Annotated in this window: 16 protein-coding genes; 6 read left to right on the forward strand and 10 right to left on the reverse strand. The window is 60.1% G+C overall.

Translation table 11 applies throughout. The features are described from left to right. Window positions 1-165 precede the first annotated feature (165 nt). Window positions 166-756, forward strand: a complete 591-nt coding sequence (gene nfuA, locus HUS66_RS07210) for a Fe-S biogenesis protein NfuA (RefSeq protein WP_175070238.1) — start codon at window positions 166-168, stop codon at window positions 754-756. A gap of 189 nt (window positions 757-945) precedes the next feature. On the opposite strand, the gene HUS66_RS07215 is transcribed toward nfuA, so the two are convergent. Continuing rightward, window positions 946-1,911, reverse strand: coding sequence for a DNA-binding protein (locus HUS66_RS07215; protein ID WP_175070239.1), 966 nt, complete (start codon window positions 1,909-1,911; stop codon window positions 946-948). Window positions 1,912-2,292: 381 nt separating this feature from the next. Here HUS66_RS07215 and HUS66_RS07220 point away from each other — a divergent pair, with 381 nt between their 5' ends. Further along, entirely contained in the window at window positions 2,293-3,492 is a 1,200-nt protein-coding gene (locus tag HUS66_RS07220) for a tyrosine-type recombinase/integrase (RefSeq protein ID WP_425340077.1), read from the forward strand. Between the two features lie 192 nt (window positions 3,493-3,684). Further along, window positions 3,685-4,107, forward strand: a complete 423-nt coding sequence (locus tag HUS66_RS07225) for a SufE family protein (RefSeq protein ID WP_175070240.1) — start codon at window positions 3,685-3,687, stop codon at window positions 4,105-4,107. 15 nt (window positions 4,108-4,122) lie between these two features. Here the strand turns inward: HUS66_RS07225 and yidD are convergent, their stop codons facing one another. From yidD to HUS66_RS07265, 8 genes are all read right to left on the reverse strand, one after another. Next, window positions 4,123-4,500 (reverse strand): membrane protein insertion efficiency factor YidD, encoded by a 378-nt coding sequence (yidD, locus tag HUS66_RS07230; RefSeq protein ID WP_175070241.1) that lies wholly within the window; start codon window positions 4,498-4,500, stop codon window positions 4,123-4,125. Between the two features lie 5 nt (window positions 4,501-4,505). After that, window positions 4,506-4,946, reverse strand: a complete 441-nt coding sequence (hisI, locus tag HUS66_RS07235; protein ID WP_175070242.1) for a phosphoribosyl-AMP cyclohydrolase — start codon at window positions 4,944-4,946, stop codon at window positions 4,506-4,508. Between the two features lie 12 nt (window positions 4,947-4,958). Continuing rightward, window positions 4,959-5,429, reverse strand: a complete 471-nt coding sequence (locus HUS66_RS07240) for a Fur family transcriptional regulator (RefSeq protein WP_175070243.1) — start codon at window positions 5,427-5,429, stop codon at window positions 4,959-4,961. Between the two features lie 126 nt (window positions 5,430-5,555). Next, complete coding sequence (locus HUS66_RS07245; protein ID WP_175070244.1) at window positions 5,556-6,533, reverse strand: alpha-L-glutamate ligase-like protein; 978 nt, start codon at window positions 6,531-6,533, stop codon at window positions 5,556-5,558. A gap of 4 nt (window positions 6,534-6,537) precedes the next feature. Further along, entirely contained in the window at window positions 6,538-8,046 is a 1,509-nt protein-coding gene (locus HUS66_RS07250; RefSeq protein WP_175070245.1) for an inactive transglutaminase family protein, read from the reverse strand. 73 nt (window positions 8,047-8,119) lie between these two features. Beyond that, complete coding sequence (locus HUS66_RS07255) at window positions 8,120-8,968, reverse strand: ATP-dependent zinc protease family protein (RefSeq protein ID WP_175070246.1); 849 nt, start codon at window positions 8,966-8,968, stop codon at window positions 8,120-8,122. A gap of 173 nt (window positions 8,969-9,141) precedes the next feature. Continuing rightward, window positions 9,142-12,207, reverse strand: coding sequence for an efflux RND transporter permease subunit (locus HUS66_RS07260; protein WP_175070247.1), 3,066 nt, complete (start codon window positions 12,205-12,207; stop codon window positions 9,142-9,144). Beyond that, window positions 12,207-13,331, reverse strand: coding sequence for an efflux RND transporter periplasmic adaptor subunit (locus HUS66_RS07265; protein WP_175070248.1), 1,125 nt, complete (start codon window positions 13,329-13,331; stop codon window positions 12,207-12,209). Before HUS66_RS07265 ends, HUS66_RS07260 begins: the two co-directional genes overlap by 1 nt. A 408-nt stretch (window positions 13,332-13,739) precedes the next feature. Between HUS66_RS07265 and HUS66_RS07270 the strand changes: the two genes are divergently transcribed. The 3 genes from HUS66_RS07270 (at window position 13,740) to HUS66_RS07280 (ending at window position 15,143) form a co-directional block, all read left to right on the forward strand. Then, entirely contained in the window at window positions 13,740-13,940 is a 201-nt protein-coding gene (locus HUS66_RS07270) for a hypothetical protein (protein WP_175070249.1), read from the forward strand. Window positions 13,941-14,066: 126 nt separating this feature from the next. After that, window positions 14,067-14,414, forward strand: a complete 348-nt coding sequence (locus HUS66_RS07275; protein WP_175070250.1) for a putative quinol monooxygenase — start codon at window positions 14,067-14,069, stop codon at window positions 14,412-14,414. Window positions 14,415-14,597: 183 nt separating this feature from the next. After that, window positions 14,598-15,143 (forward strand): DUF3833 domain-containing protein, encoded by a 546-nt coding sequence (locus HUS66_RS07280; RefSeq protein WP_175070251.1) that lies wholly within the window; start codon window positions 14,598-14,600, stop codon window positions 15,141-15,143. 183 nt (window positions 15,144-15,326) lie between these two features. Here the strand turns inward: HUS66_RS07280 and HUS66_RS07285 are convergent, their stop codons facing one another. Beyond that, window positions 15,327-15,725, reverse strand: coding sequence for an ectoine synthase (locus tag HUS66_RS07285; protein ID WP_112055311.1), 399 nt, complete (start codon window positions 15,723-15,725; stop codon window positions 15,327-15,329). Window positions 15,726-15,728 lie beyond the last annotated feature (3 nt).

A 15,728-nucleotide genomic window follows, 5' to 3' on the forward strand; every position in this document is an offset into this window, starting at 1 on the left:
GAGTCTCGGTTTTGCGCGATAGCTTATCAGAAAGGCGGTGGCGACGGGCAGCGCCAAGCCGGGTGGGTATCATAAGCCTGAGTAATTCACTCGGGATTGTTTCGCCGCGCACTTTTGCTTAACATGATAAGCAAATTCGACCTCTCGAATCAGGACCATCTCCCCATGAGCCAGAGCATCCAGATTACCGACAGTGCCCAGGATTATCTCGCCGAGCTGCTCGAGAAGCAGAACGTCGAAGGTATCGCAGTGCGTATCTTCATCACCCAGCCGGGTACGCCCTACGCTGAGACGTGCCTGGCCTACTGCCGCCCGGGCGAGGAAGAGCCGACAGACGAGAAACTTGCGCTCGATAAGATCACCGTCTTCTTGGACAAGAACAGCCTGCCGTTCCTTGACGAGGCAGTAGTCGACTTCAACGCCGATCGCATGGGCGGGCAGCTGACCATCAAAGCGCCCAACGCCAAGATGCCCAAGGTCAACGCCGATAGCCCCCTCGAGGATCGCGTCAACTACGTGCTCTACAGCGAGATCAATCCGGGGCTGGCCGCCCATGGCGGTGAAATCAAGCTGATGCAGATGACCGAGGACAGCGTGGCCGTGTTGGCCTTCGGTGGCGGCTGTCAGGGTTGCTCGGCCGTCGACCTGACACTCAAGGATGGCGTCGAGAAGACCCTGCTCGAGCGCATCCCGGAGCTTACCGGTATCCGCGATATCACCGACCACACCGATACCAGCCAGGCCTACTACCGCTAATTGGCCAAAGCGGGTGGCAAGGCGGTGCTTGAGCGTCGCCGAGTGATTAAGCTTCAGCAAAGAACGGGCGCCCCAGAGCGCCCGTTTTGCGTTAGGGCGCGACTTGTCTATCCGGCTGCTTTCCTACCTGGTTACCTTTCAGCCCTTCTGTCTCTCTCAACCTACCTGTGGCAACTTGCCCTTAACGCTTTAGTAGACGAAGGGCGGCAGTGGCGTCTTGGCCAGCCGCGCTTCGGTCTCCAACAGGCGCTTCTTTAGCGCTGCAATTTCCGCATCCTTTTCTTCCAGGCGATGCTCGAGACGTTCCTGTTGCCGCTTCCTGTCTCGGTCCTGTTCCTTGCGCTGTTCAAGCTCCCAGTGCGCCTCGCGATGCTGCTGCTGGGAATCGGCTAGCTGTGTGCGCTGCTCCTGCAGCTGCTTGTCGAGATTTTCGTTGCGTGCCTCCAGTTGTGCCTGGCGAACGCCATGCTGCTTATCGGCGGCATGGCGCTCCTGGCGGGCGTCATCCAGCAGGCTCATCAGTCGTGCTTCGGCGGCTTCGTTGCGTTGCTCTTCCTGATGCAGCCGAGCCTGGTGCTCGGCATCGCGCGCCGCCAACTCTTCATGGTGCTGAGCGGCCAGCGCCTCATTGCGCTCCTGGAGTCGCGTGAGCTCCTGCTCGAGTTGCTGAACCCGCTGCAGGGCTTTCGCTTCACGCTCGGCAAGGCTGTCGCGCTGGGCCTGGCAGCTCGCCAGGGTGGCGCTCTGTTCCTCAAGCCGGGTCTGGGCGTTGGCCAAGTGATCGGCAACCGCTGCCTCACGCTGGCCGGCATCTTCTGCCCGCCGCTCACTCTCACGAGCGGCCTCAAGGGCATCAGTAACGCGCTGATCGGACTCCTGACGATAGAGTGCCAGGCTCTCGCTGGCGGTGTCCTGCGCCTGGCGCCACAGCTCTTGCGTCAAAGTCTGCAAGGCCTCGGGTAATTCCTGGGCGGGCGGTTGGTCGCGGTTCTCTTCGCGCTCGACCCGCCATTGCCGCAGGTGCTCGCTGAGAGTGGTGAAACTGCCCGTTCCCAGCACCTCGCGGATGCGCTGCACGCTAGGCGCGTCTCCGCGGCTCAGCAGGGTATGAATCGCCCGCTGCACATCCTCGTACTGCACGCCGCTTCGCGCCATGACGCTTTTCTCCTGTTCAACACATCGATTTATCGCCGGTATGCCTGGCGCCGGGTGTCCATTGCTCTGTGAGAGGTGGCGGGCCAAGGCCTTTTCTATCTTAGCCATATTATCGGCAACCAGGCATTGGATAAAGCATTTTACGTAATACGTATTACGTAAAATTATTTATCATTAGAGATATAAATTCATGATTACGCGCCTTATCTTGATTATATGCCCGCGTAACGGCGACAATAGCAATCTAGGTGCTGGAGACGGACATGAAGGCCATGATTCGGCGGCATCTTTACAACATGACCGACTGATCGGGCGACACAGCGGCAGTGCAGGAACCATTACAGGGAGCGCGAGGTGACAGAGAGTCGATGGCCGCAGCAGGTGGGAGAGGTGGCGCTGCAGCGCGAGGTGCCGGTTTCCCTGGAGGGCAGGGCAGCGGTGCTTGCCGATGGCGTACGGATCAGCGCTCATAGCGATGTCGAAGCCGTGGCCGCCTGGCTGGAGGAGTATCGGGATAGCGTCCAAACCTTTCGTGCCTATCGCAAGGAAGCGGAACGACTGCTGTTATGGCTGGACAGTCAGGGCCTGACGCTTGGATCGCTTCGACGGGACGGTCTCGACGACTTCGAGGCTTTCCTTGCTGACCCAAGGCCCGCCGCGCACTGGATAGGGCCGCCCAGGCCCCGCCATGCCGACGACTGGCGCCCCTTCCGTCGCCCGCTGTCGGCGGCCAGTCGTCGCCAGAGCCTGGTGATTCTGCAGGGGCTCTATAGCTGGCTGGTTGAAGCGGGGTGGGTGGACCATAACCCCTTTCGCCTGATGCGGGGCAAGCGCCGGCGTCTCGATAATCGCCAGGAGGGCATCGAGCGCTATCTGGAGCGCCCCTTATGGGATTGGTTCTGGGGTTGGCTCAATCAGCCGCTGGCTCAGACAGCCAGCCCGCGTGAGCGTTTTGAATGGCAGCGACGGCGGATGATCTTCGGCTTTGCCTATCTCTTGGCTCCGCGCATCGGCGAGATGGCCGCCGCCAGGATGGGAGATTTCCAGCGTCGGGAAGGGCGCTGGTGGTGGCGAGTGGTTGGCAAGGGTAGCAAGCTGGCGACGATTCCAGTGCCGCCGGACATGATGGCCCTGCTCGGTGACTGGCGTGAGCAGCTGGGTCTGGACAGGTTTCCTGAGTCCGATGACGACTCGCCGGTACTCCGTGGGCTGGATGGAAAGCGTGGCCTGGGGGATAACCAGCTCTATCGACTGATCAAGAAGGCGTTCGATACCGCGGCGGTCAGGCTTGAGGACGGAGATAGTCGCGATGCGGGCGATCAGAGTGCGTCGGCCGAGCAGCACGCCGTGCCGTCGGGCGATCAGCCAGATGTTGGCAATGCGGTTCTGGCGCGTACCCTGCGCGCGGCAACGCCCCACTGGCTTCGCCATACCGCTATTACGCATCAGGCCCAGGGCGGAGTAGAGCTTCGTTACCTAGCCCGCAGCGCCCGTCACTCCCGGCTGGATACCACCGCCCGCTACCTGCACGCCGAAGCCGAGGAATGGCAGCAGCAGATGAGCGGCCATGGGCTCGATTGACCTCGACGAGTAGGAGCAAGGGGGCAGTGAGCCGGTGAGGGCATGACAGCCGGGGGCCGAAAGGGTGGCTGGGGGCAGAAGAGGCGGCGGGCAGGGGACGACGCCCCGGGCGACGAGCCGTTATACTGGCACCCAGTATTCACGGGGTGAGGCGTCAGCCGTTCCCGCAGCCACGCATCTTATGGAGAGACCATGTCCGACACCGCTCAGGAAAGCCAGGCCGAACTGATCGAAGAGTTCGAGATGTTCGATAACTGGATGGATCGCTATCAATACATCATCGACATGGGCAAGCAACTGCCGGCCTTTCCCGACGAGTGGAAGACCGATGAGCTCAAGATTCAGGGCTGTCAGTCCAATGTCTGGATGCGTTCACAGCGAGATGGCGACCGGCTGCACTTCGATGCCACCTCCGATGCGGCCATCGTCTCTGGCCTGATCGCCGTGCTCATGCGGATCTTCAACGATCGTCCGCCTGCCGAGATTGTTGCCACGCCGCCAAGCTTTCTCGAAGACCTTGGCCTGGACAAGCATCTGTCACCGACCCGTAGCAATGGGCTGCATGCGATGCTCGAGCGCATCTACCAGGTGGCCAAGGCGGAAGCCGGCGCCTGACAGGTCAGTCTCGTGCTAGTCGCGGGGGGAGGTCCTTTCGTCGCGGTGACCATCAGCCCCTGGCTTATCCGAACAGCCCGCATGCTTGCATGGGGGCTGTTCGGGTTTGGCCTCAGGCACCAAGTCGATACCGCCGGGATGCCAGGGGTGGCACTTGCTCAATCGCTTCAAGGCAAGCCAGCCCCCTTTAGCAGGGCCATGCTCACGAATTGCCTCCAGCGCATAGTGTGAGCAGCTTGGCCAGAAGCGACAGCGAGGGCCTATCAAGGGGCTGATGCCGTATTGATAGACCTTGATCAGACCGATCAAGGGGAAGCTGGTCAGTCGCGTCAGCTTGCTGGAAGTGCAGCTGGAAGAATTGCGCGGGTTCGAGCCGTTTGAGCGACTGGCCATGATTATCAGGAACGAGCGTAGAGTTGGTCGGGGTCGATCAGGGTGTCGCCCTCGATCTGTGCGCCATCATCATCGAGGGCAACATAGAAGCAGCTGCGCCGGCCGGTGTGGCAGGCGGGCCCTGTCTGATCGACGGAGAGCAACAGGGTGTCACCATCGCAGTCCAGGTGCGCGGCCTTGAGTATCTGCATCTGGCCCGACGACTCGCCCTTGCGCCACAGCTTGCCGCGGGAGCGCGACCAATAGCAGACCCAGCCGGTGGTGAGGGTCTCTTGCAGTGATTGGCGGTTCATCCAGGCCATCATCAGCACGTCGCCGCTGTCATGCTGCTGAGCGATAGCCGGGATCAGGCCTGCGTCGTTCCAGCCGATGTTGTCCAGGATGGTGGCCAGCGATTCGCGAGTGCCGGTGGGAACGCGCTCCAGGCGCTTGAAAACGTCGCTCATGAGGGGCTCGACTCAGGATTGGGCGTGAAGGGTAGGCTCGTGGTGGGCCGCCAGGCAAGCGTGGCAGCTGCCAAGCAGCTCGATGGTCTGACGCTCGACGCGAAACCCCTGATCGCGAGCGCGCCTTGCCAGCTGGTCGTTGACGTCATCAAGGTGCAGCTCTTCCACGCGACCGCAGTGCCGGCAGATCAGCAGCTGAAAGCCGTGGGCGTGCTCAGGGCAGGGGCAGGCGACATAGGCATTCAAGGATTCGATGCGGTGAATCAGTCCCTGTTCAATCAGGAATTCCAAGGCGCGATATACCGTGGGCGGCCGCGCGGCGGCGTGCTCCTGGGTCAGTCGGTCGAGCAGCTCGTAAGCCTTGAGGCCGCCGCTGGTGGTGGCGATCATCTCCAGCACGCGACGACGAATCGGCGTGAAGCGTGCACCCTGCGACTCGCAGTGGCGCTCGGCTTGTTGAATCAGTGATTGCGTTTGGGGCATGGCGCGCCTAGCGGTGTAACGAAAGCGACCATTCTACGCGCCACATGAGCCCTCAGCCAGTCAGAGCGCCACCCCCTCTGGAAGGCGCCGGTGCGACCGGCTGATAACACAGCCGGACACTTAGCCTCAGGCCGGCGCCGGATCCGCAGATGAGATGAGCTCGGCACGGCGGGCGAAGTGCTGCCGGGCGAACGCGACCCTGGAGGCCGCATCGACGCCCTCGGGCTGTTGCTCGATAAGATCCAGGCGAGGGCGAAGCCCTTCACCGTTGGCCATCTGAATGGCGAGCCCGGGACGAGCATTCAGTTCGAGCAGCATCGGGCCATGATCCCGGTCCAGCACCATGTCGGTCCCCAGATAACCCAGTCCCGTCATCTCGTAGCAGCTCGCCGCCAGCTCTAGCAGGGTCCCCCAACCGGGAATGCGCAGACTGGCGAGCTCATGGCCAGTGTCCGGATGGTCATGCCGGGGACGGTCGAACTGTACGCCGCGCAATGCCGTACCGGTAGCGATATCCAGCCCGACCCCGACAGCGCCTTGATGGAGATTGGCCTTGCCATCGGAGGCAGCGGTGGACAGGCGCATCATCGCCATCACCGGATAGCCCTGAAACACGATGACGCGGATGTCTGGCACACCCTCGTAGGTGTACTGGGTCAGGGTGTCATCGAAATTGATCAATGACTCGATGACGGCCACGTCCGGCGACCCGCCCAGGGAATAGAGCCCGGATAGGATGTTGGAAACGTGGCGTTCGATATCCTCACGGCCCAAGTGGGCGCCGCTGGGCTTGATATAGGCACTGCCATCGACGTGCTCGATGACCAGAATGCCCTTGCCGCCGGATCCCTTGGCCGGTTTGATTACAAAACCGGGATGCCCCTGCAGGATTTTGGTGACGTGCTTGACCTCGAACTGGGTAATTACGGTGCCGATCAGTGCCGGAGTAGTGATGCCATGCTCATGGCACAATAGCTTGGTCTTGAGCTTGTCATCGACCAGCGGATAGAGCTTACGGCTATTGTAGCGGCCGATGTAGCGGATGTTGCGCCGGTTCATGCCGATGATGCCCTTGCTTCTCAACTTGCCGGGAGTCGTCCACATGGGCTCAATCCTCCGTCACCGGCTTGAAGCGTTTGAGCTCCAGAAGCCGATAACCGGTGTAATTGCCGAGCAGCAGGATCAGAGCCATCAGAATCAACTGCACGCCCAGGAAGTTAAAGGTGATATGGCGCACCCAGGGGTTGTTCATGGCCAGATAGGCCAGTACCGCCGTCAGCAGGCTGCCACCCCCCTGGATCAGCACCTCCTTGGGGCCTTCCTCCTCCCAGAGAATCGACATGCGTTCAATGGTCCAGGCGAGGATGATCATCGGGAAGAAGGTGATGGTCAGGCCGGCATTGAGGCCGAACCGATAGGACATCACCGAGAAAACCGAAATGATGGCGATGACCGTGATGATCACCGCCGACACTCGCGCCACCAGTAGTAGGTTAAGGTGAGAAAGATAACTTCGGATGATCAGGCCCACAGTGACCACCAGCAGGAAACCGATCAAGCCGGTGAGTAGGGTGGTCTGAATGAGCGCCAGGGCGATCAGCACCGGCATGAAGGTGCCTGAGGTCTTGAGCCCCACCAGCACCCGCAAGAACACCACCACCAGCGCACCGATCGGGATCAGCAGAATGGTCTGGAAGAGCGCCTGCTCTTCGAGTGGCAGGCTATGAATCGAGAAATTGATCAGGGTGTCTTCGGCCAGTTGATTGCGCACCGCGGTGGAGGCCGGCTGATTATGTTGAATCATCGAGAAACTGACGCGGGAGTTGGTTCCACCTTGTACCTCGAGCACGGCCCCGCCTCGATCTTCCCACAGCAACAGGTTGTCGGGCTTGCCCTGTTCGCCGGTTACCGGGTTGAAGAGCACCGCACTGCCGTCGTCGCTGAACACCTGCAACCAGCTTTGCAGTGACTGGCGGCGACGGCCGTCATCGAGTGCCAGGCCGCTGACTTCGCGGGCCCGCACGTCGGCCTCATTGAGCAAGCGCACCAGCAGTGGCGTGCGCTCGAACTGGGTCAGCAGCAGTCGAGCGTTTTCGCCCTGACGATCGCCGGTGAAGTCACGGATCAGCTCGCGAGCAAAGGTGACGGCATCCGCAGAACGCTGCTGAGCACGCTCGATGACCTGGCTGGCGGCCGTATCGAAAGGACGCTCCCAGGCGATCTCGCGAGGCAGGGGAGGTGGCTCGGCTTCACGATCAACTGCCTGAGGGGCTACCAGCAGTTGCACCGAGTAGTAGAGCTGCTGTGGGCCAGCGGCGTCGCGAATCGACCATTGGGCCTGGCGGCTGCCCTGGTCTTCGAGGAAGGCAAGGCCATAGCCGGAAGAGGCTGTGTTTTCGGTCAGCACCCGGTAGCCCTGCTGGGTGGATGGCAGCGCCAGATTGACCATGACCGGATCGCCCAGGGCAGTGAAGTTGACCTGAGCTTCGACCTCCCAGACCTGGCGCTGCTCGCCTGGCGTCCAGGGCACCTCGAAGGCAACATGACGATGCACGCTGAGCGCAATGCCGGCGATCAGCAGAAAGCCGACGAGGAAATAGAAGGGCAGACGTGACATACGCAGTCCTCAAATAAACATCACCCACCGGCGGAGCGGTGGGTGGGGGTAATGATGGCAGACAGAGAGGGATTTAGCTCTGGTCAGGCGTCTTGGCGTTATCGATGTCGCGCGCCTCGTCGGCGGAGGCGTCGCTAGCGGGCGCACCTTCCGGGAATTCCGGGCGTGGGTGCAGGTAACGTTCGGCCACATCAATAACGGCGATATCCATCATGAAGCGCCGTCCCAGCAGCACCGGATAGCTGAGTTGGCGGCGGTCATTCAGAGTGAATTCGACCTGTTCGCGAATCGGACCCAGCGTCATCAGTAAGCTGATCACCGGGCGTGAGGCCTCGCCATTGGACTGCAGCACTCGCACACGGCGCTCGATCGGCGCCTCGATCCATTTGTCGCGAACGGCATCGACCACGGCGTCATCCGGCTCCAGGGCAAGCTTGAACTTCACCCAGTTATCGCCATCGCGCTCGAAGGGCGTGATGTCGCGGGCCGAGAGTGATGAGGTGTCGGCACCTGAGTCGATCCTCGCCTGGAGATAGGTGCCAATGCTTGGCAGACCTACCCATTCGGAGCGCCCCAGAAGCTCCTTGTTGCCGATATCCGAATCGACGGCACAGTCCTTAACCACCGTCTGCGGTTCGCGATCGGCCTGCGCCAGATCAGCCCGCAGTCGACGCAGCAGGCTGCCAACTTCGCGGATGTCGGCATCCACGCCGTCGAGTCGCTGCTGCTGCTGGGCGTAGCGCTCCTGTTGGCCACCGCACTGACCGTCAACCGCTGCTTCCAATTGCGCAAAATGCGCATTCAACTGGGCCGTGGTGGCCAGCTTGGCATGTGCCTCTTGCTGAGCCTGGGGCGACCAGGCGCACCCTGCAAGAAGCGAGAGTCCCAATAATGCCGCCAGGCATGAATAGCGATTGCCCATCTTTATCCTGCACCTTTCCCGGTCGTTGGTATCCGACCCTAGCCACCGCCGGAATATTAAGCCTTCTCACAGCGATCTTCGAGAAGAGTTCCGCGATGATAAGGAGTGATGACGAGCCTGTCCATGTAGGCACGCGCTGTGCAGGCACCGGGGAGCCCCCGGTGCCTGCACGTTCACGAGGCTGTCCTTGCCTCGGCGTCGGCATCCTTGGCCGCATTGTGATCGCGGGCCAGCAGCAGATAAAACGCCGGCAGCACGAACAAGGTAAACAGGGTGCCGATGCCAAGCCCGGAAGCGATGGTCAGGCCAATATCGAATCGGCTGACCGCTCCGGCACCGGTGGCTATCAGCAGCGGCACCATGGCGACGATCAGGGCTACCGATGTCATCAGGATCGGGCGCAGGCGAATCGCCGAGGCGGTGATGACGGCGTCACGCTTGTTGAGCCCTTCCTCATGCTGCAACTGGTTGGCAAATTCGACGATCAGGATGCCATTCTTGGCCACCACCCCGATCAGGGTGATCAGGCCTACCTGGGTGTATATATTCAGGCTCGAGACCCCAAGGGTGATGAACGTCATGGCGCCGGCCACCGACATGGGGACCGAAACCAGGATGATCAGTGGATCACGCCAGCTCTCGAACTGTGCCGCCAGCACCAGGTAGATGACGATCAGCGACAGGAAGAAGGTCAGTACCAGAGCGCTACCCTGATTCATCAGCTGCCGTGACTCCCCCTTGTAGTCGACCGAGTAAGCTGGAGGCAGGCTCTCGGCGGCTGTCTGGTTGAGCCAGGCAAGGGCATCGCCCAAGGTGACGCCGGGGCGCGGTACGCCCTCGAGGACGACCGAGTTAAGTTGCTGGAACTGGCTGCGTTTAGAGGGTTCCACGCTGTCCTCGAAGCGCACCAGATTGCTCAGTGGCACCTGCTCACCGGAATCGGCTTCGACATAGTAGTTATCGATCATCGAGGCATCGAGGCGGTATTGCTGCTCGACCTGAGGAATGACCTTGTAGCTACGCCCGTCCATGCTGAATCGATTGGTGAAGCCTTCACCGAGTAGCGTCGACAGTGCCTGGCCAATATCAGCCATGGTCAGGCCGATATCCGCCACCCGGTCTCGATCCACGAGAATGCGGGTGTTGGGCCGATTGAAATCGATCGATTTGCGCAGGAAGGCGAAGTTTCCGCTACCCATGGCCTGTCCGAGCAGATCGTCGGCGATGGCATTGAGCTCCTCGTAACTGTTGCCCGTCGTCAGTACGAATTGAACGGGCAAGCCGCCACTGGAGCCGGGCAGGGAAGGGCGTGCGAAGGCGGCAGTCTGCAAGCCGGTCACCTGAGATAGCGCCCCCTGCAGACTAGGCATGACTTCCATCTGCGAGACATCTCGTTCGCTCCAGGGCGCCATCTTGAAACCACCAAACACCGTGTCGGCGCTGGTGCCGCCGAGAATCATGAACGACTCCTTGTAGCCGTCGATGCCTTCCACTCGGGCCTGGATGTCATTGGCATAGCGTTCCAGGTACTCGAGGGTGCCGGTCTGCGGTGCGGTGCCCTGGAAGAAGATAATGCCCTGATCTTCCGTGGGGGCCAGCTCGTTCTGGCTGGTGATGAACATGAAATAGATAGAGGCCAGCACCACCGTGGCGAACACTACCGGTACCGAGACGGTCTCGAGAGTGCGCGTCAGCAGCCCTCGATAGCCGTTCGATAAGCCGTTGAAGGTAGACTCGACACCTTTTTCGAAGCGCGACGATTGTCCGTGAGGCTTCAGCACCTTGCCAGATAGCATCGGTGAAAGCGTCAGGGCCACGATGCCCGAAACGACCACGGCACCTGCCAGGGTGAACGCAAACTCCGTGAACAGTGAGCCGACTAGGCCGCCCATGAAGCCGATAGGCGCGTAGACCGCCACCAGGGTGGTGGTCATGGCGATGATCGGCACCGCCATTTCCCTCGCGCCGTTGATGGCCGCATCGAAACGGGATTCACCGGCCTCGATATGTCGGTGTACGTTTTCGACCACGATGATGGCGTCATCCACCACCAAGCCGATGGCCAGTACCATCGAAAGAAGCGTAAGCAGGTTGAGCGAAAAGCCCAGCATCAGCATCACGAATGCCGCACCGATCAAGGACAGCGGGACCGCTACCGCAGGCACCAGGGCCGCGCGAAAGGAGCCGAGCGACAGGAAGATCACCACCAAGACGATGACGAGGGCTTCGAGCAGAGTCTTGACCACCTCCTTGATGGAGTCATCGATGAACTCAGAGGCATCGTAGGGCAGTACGACCTTGAGGCCAGTCGGCAGTTGTCGGCGGATTTCCGGGAGGGTGTCGCGAACGGCCGTGGCCACATCCAGCGGATTGGCGCCGGGCGCCTGCTCAATGGCCATGAAGGTGGAGGGCGTTCCGCTGTACCAGGCGGTACTGTCATAGCTTTCGGACCCCAGTTCGGTACGCGCGACATCTCTCAGGCGCACCAGATCGCCTCCGTCATTACGCACCACCAGGTCTTCGAACTGACTGGGGTCCGTGATGTCGGTATTGGTCGTCAGATTGATGAGCACGAACTCGCTGCGCGTCTTACCGACACCGGCTTGGTAGTTATTGTTTTGCAGGACATTGATGACCTGACTGGGACTAACGTTCAGGGCCGCCATGCGCTGCGGGTCTAGCCAGATACGCATGGCCATGCTCTGACCGAAGCTTCTCGCCTTGGCGACCCCCGGCAGGGCCTGAAGCTTGGGCTGTACCACGCGCGTCAGGTAATCGGTAATGCGTGGTACTTCCATTTGCTCTGAATAGAACGCCAGGTACATCAGTGCCGTGCTGTCACCGGTCGATGACTCGATGACTGGGCTTTCGGCAGAACTTGGCAGTACGCTGCGCTGGCTGGCCACCTTGGCCTGAACCTCAGCCAGGGCGGCGTTGGCGTCGTAGTTTAGCTCCATGTTGACTTCGATGGTCGAGGAGCCCTGGATGCTGGTCGATTCGATGAAGTCGATGCCATTGGCTTCGGCAATAGCCTGTTGCAAGGGGGTGGTCACGAAGCCCTGCACCAGTTCAGAGCTGGCTCCCGGATAGGATGTCGTCACCGTGATCACGGTGCTTTCAAGCTCCGGATACTGGCGAACCTCCATATCCATGGCGGCCCTCAGACCAATCAGCAGGATCAGCAGGCTGATCACGGTGGCGAGCACCGGGCGCCGGATGAAGATATCGGTGAATTTCATCAGCCCTGCGCCTCCTCGTCAGCATTCGTCGCTTGAGACTCTGACGCATTCATGTCGACCGCCTTGACTGGCTGACCATCGCGCAGGCGAAGAAGGCCAGTGGCCACGACCTGGTCGCCTTCTGAGAGGCCATCGACAATCTCGATGACATCGCCTCGGGTGCTGCCCGTCGTCACTTGCTGGCGGGATGCGATGGTCTGGCCCTGGTCATTTTCGACAATACGAAATACGAAGTCGCCATAGGTATTGAAGGACAGCGCCGTGCGGGGGAGGGTAAGAACCTCCCGCGTATCGGCGGAAAGCGTATTGACCTCGGCGAACATGCCTGGGTGCAGTGCGCCGTCGGCGTTATCGAGCTTGGCACGCACATTGAGCGTGCGGCTCGATTGATTCACCGAGGGTGCGATGGCCAGAATCTCACCCTCGAAGACGCGGTCAGGATAGGCGGCGACGGTAATCTCGATGCTGCGCCCGGCGGCCACTTGCTCAAGCGCGCGCTCCGGCACGCTGTAGTCCACGTGGATCGGGTCCAGCATGTTCAGGTCGACAATCGGCGTGCCGACGGCGATATATTCGCCCAGGTCGACCTGGCGCAGGCCAACGACGCCGTCGAAGGGAGCGCGGATGGTTTTCTTGTTGAGCTGGGCACGCTGTTGTTCGGCATCGGCGCGGGCAGCCTGATAGTTGGCCCGAGCTTCGTCGAACTGAGACTGGGAGACCGCATTGCGTGGCAACAGATTCGAATAACGCTGGTAGGTCTCGTTGGCCAGTTGTGCCTGGGCTTCCAGAGCCGCAAGCGCGGCTTGATCGACGCTGTCTTCGAGGCGAATCAGCACATCACCTTTGCTGACGCGCTGACCCGACTCGAAGGCCACTTCACTGACAACGCCAGCCACTTCATTGGCCACTGCGACACCGTTGATGGCGCGCAGAGAGCCGACCGAGCTCAAGCCCGGGCGCCAGGATTGAGGCTCGATGGTAACTGATTCGACGGACGTCGGTGGTTGGGCTTGTGCGTTCTTTTCTCCCATTTCCTGCATTTTCAGGTACTTCCATCCGAAAATGCTGCCCAAAGCCACCGTCAGCACGATGATGACAATGACGAGACGTATTGTGGTTTTCATAGCGTGTTCCCGAGAAGCGTCGACAATAACCATGACCGCTACGCCATAAGGCATCGAGGCGGCATAGGGAAGATGTTATAAGAGTCCAATGATGTAAGTATGACGGCCAAATGGCCAGTAACCTAAGGCAAAAAGGCAGCAATAGTGGCAAGTTTCTTTTGCCTCGCGCATCTAATTTAACATAATATATATTATGCGAAGCTATGGATGGGGCTCTAAACAGAGCCACTGAGATATCCGTGATCGGCTCACCGTCGCCCAAGCCAGCGACCAGCGACCAGCGACCAGCGACTACTACAGTAGTAGCCTTGGTAGTGACTGGATACGGGCTTTACTCGCCTGCTGGTCAAATCGACACTTGTGGCAGCAAGTGCTACCGTTCGCGGCTTTCATAACAGGAGACTACCGATGAGCGCAGAATATTCCCTGCATGACCTGGCCCAAGCCAAAGAAGCGCTGGAACTGGCCGAAAAAGCATGGGAAGAAGATGACGGCAATAACCGTCAGGCCCATATTAAAAAGATTTCCGCCGCCCGAGCCAACTTATCCATGATCGAAGGTCAGCTGAAGCATGACGGCATCATCGCCGAGGAAGATGCCGCGTTTTAAGCAGTTGTCAGGCTCGATAGGCTTTGCTCGCGGCGATGTCCCAGCCGTTGCCCAGCCAAGCTACTCCGGCCGTTACATTGTTTCTGGTATAACACCGATGTCCGGTTCATCCTCCAGGAGTTACGCATGTCGCAGAAGATCTACTGCATCGCCAGTTTCAAGCCCAAGCCTGGCCGCGAAGATGCCGCCTTCAAGGCGCTACAGAGCCTTGAGCCCAATGCGCACCGTGAAGATGGCTGTCTGCGCTACACGGTGACTCGCCAGATCGAGAGCCCCTTTGCTCAGGGTGAAAGCTATCCGATCGTGTTCCATGAAGTCTGGGCCAATCGTGAAGCCTTCGAAGCCCACTGCCAACGCCGTGAAATTCAGGCGTTTTTCCAGTCGCAGGTGGAATCCACGGATGGCGACATCGAAGACGCTAATGTATGCGTCTATACCGATGAACCGGTTGGTTTCGATGCACCGCAATTCTAGTCAGGCCATCGGACCCAGGCATTGCGCAAAGCGCGAGGCGCACGCTGTCCTGCTGGCCGAAATATGCGGCGCTGCGCCCATCGTTCGACATCAGTGCAACCGCCCTTCTTTCGCGTTTTGCCACTGAACGCGTTGCCAAGGCACGACTCTCAACGCCATGACCTTTCAGATCAGGAGCAATGCATGCGCCATCTTGCCAAGCAATACCCCCTTTGGGCATTTGCGTTTCTCGGCCTTGCCCTGACGGGCTGCGCCGGCGTGGACGTCGAGGATTATGCAGGCAGTGAGCCGAGGCTGGATATTGCCGAGTATTTTGAAGGCGATACCCGGGCCTGGGGCATGGTCCAAGACTACTCAGGCGAAGTGCAGCGGCGCTTTACCGTCGATATCACCGGCACCGTCGAAGGCGATACACTGACGCTTGATGAGCGCTTCCAGTATGCCAATGGCGAAACCGACCGCCGTGTCTGGACCTTCGAGCGCATCGACGAGCATCGCTGGGTCGGCCAGGCCAGCGACGTCGAGGGCGAGGTGGAAGCAAGGCAGTACGGCCATGTCTTCCACATGAATTATCCGCTCGACGTTGCCGTGGGCGACCGGAACCTGACCTTCACCATGGACGACTGGATGTATCTGCAGCCGGATGGCCGCCTGATCAACCGGACCAACATGTCGAAGTTCGGCGTGACCCTTGGCGAAGTGACCCTGTCTTTCGATAAGGCGCCCTGACCCTGGCAAGCAAGGACACATCAGCCAGGATTGACCTGACCCGCTTTGTGATCGACTTCGTAGTCTGAAACGAAATGGCGAGAAACCAAAAAGCCCCGATGATCCACTCATCGGGGCTTTTGCATGCAGGCCCTGTGTGCACGTCGCCTGTGTGCACGTCGCCTGCATCGGCAAACATGGAGCTTAGCTGTTGTCGTCCGGCGCAGCGTAGGAGCCGTCTTCACGGTGCACTTCGTTTCCGGTCAGGCCTGGTGTGAAGACACAAGCGAGGTGCATGGTCTTGCTGGCACGCAGCAGATGATCGTCGTGCTGGTCGAGGATGTAGATGTCGCCTGGCTTGATCGGCCAGATCTTGCCATCGGCCAGAGTCTCGACTTCACCTTCCCCTTCGATGCAGTAAACGGCTTCGAAGTGGTTCTTGTAGTGGATATGGGTCTCGGTGCCTTCGAAAATACGGGTAATGTGGAAGGAGCATTTGCCGCCGTCGTCGGCCAGCGAGAGACGTGTGCTGTCCCAGTTACCGTTTTCGGCCTTCACCAGACGATCTGTCTTACGGGCTTCTTCGAGATTACGAACGATCATTGC

It is taken from the genome of Onishia taeanensis, from assembly GCF_013349955.1.
In the GTDB taxonomy this organism is placed as follows: domain Bacteria; phylum Pseudomonadota; class Gammaproteobacteria; order Pseudomonadales; family Halomonadaceae; genus Onishia; species Onishia taeanensis_B.

What these genes read in the sequence shown, in the direction of transcription:
- nfuA (WP_175070238.1), top strand. Translation starts at nt 166, where the DNA reads ATGAGCCAGAGCATCCAGATTACCGACAGTGCCCAGGATTATCTCGCC.
- HUS66_RS07215 (WP_175070239.1), bottom strand. Translation starts at nt 1,911, where the DNA reads ATGGCGCGAAGCGGCGTGCAGTACGAGGATGTGCAGCGGGCGATTCAT.
- HUS66_RS07225 (WP_175070240.1), top strand. Translation starts at nt 3,685, where the DNA reads ATGTCCGACACCGCTCAGGAAAGCCAGGCCGAACTGATCGAAGAGTTC.
- yidD (WP_175070241.1), bottom strand. Translation starts at nt 4,500, where the DNA reads ATGGCCAGTCGCTCAAACGGCTCGAACCCGCGCAATTCTTCCAGCTGC.
- hisI (WP_175070242.1), bottom strand. Translation starts at nt 4,946, where the DNA reads ATGAGCGACGTTTTCAAGCGCCTGGAGCGCGTTCCCACCGGCACTCGC.
- HUS66_RS07240 (WP_175070243.1), bottom strand. Translation starts at nt 5,429, where the DNA reads ATGCCCCAAACGCAATCACTGATTCAACAAGCCGAGCGCCACTGCGAG.
- HUS66_RS07245 (WP_175070244.1), bottom strand. Translation starts at nt 6,533, where the DNA reads ATGTGGACGACTCCCGGCAAGTTGAGAAGCAAGGGCATCATCGGCATG.
- HUS66_RS07250 (WP_175070245.1), bottom strand. Translation starts at nt 8,046, where the DNA reads ATGTCACGTCTGCCCTTCTATTTCCTCGTCGGCTTTCTGCTGATCGCC.
- HUS66_RS07255 (WP_175070246.1), bottom strand. Translation starts at nt 8,968, where the DNA reads ATGGGCAATCGCTATTCATGCCTGGCGGCATTATTGGGACTCTCGCTT.
- HUS66_RS07260 (WP_175070247.1), bottom strand. Translation starts at nt 12,207, where the DNA reads ATGAAATTCACCGATATCTTCATCCGGCGCCCGGTGCTCGCCACCGTG.
- HUS66_RS07265 (WP_175070248.1), bottom strand. Translation starts at nt 13,331, where the DNA reads ATGAAAACCACAATACGTCTCGTCATTGTCATCATCGTGCTGACGGTG.
- HUS66_RS07270 (WP_175070249.1), top strand. Translation starts at nt 13,740, where the DNA reads ATGAGCGCAGAATATTCCCTGCATGACCTGGCCCAAGCCAAAGAAGCG.
- HUS66_RS07275 (WP_175070250.1), top strand. Translation starts at nt 14,067, where the DNA reads ATGTCGCAGAAGATCTACTGCATCGCCAGTTTCAAGCCCAAGCCTGGC.
- HUS66_RS07280 (WP_175070251.1), top strand. Translation starts at nt 14,598, where the DNA reads ATGCGCCATCTTGCCAAGCAATACCCCCTTTGGGCATTTGCGTTTCTC.
- HUS66_RS07285 (WP_112055311.1), bottom strand. Translation starts at nt 15,725, where the DNA reads ATGATCGTTCGTAATCTCGAAGAAGCCCGTAAGACAGATCGTCTGGTG.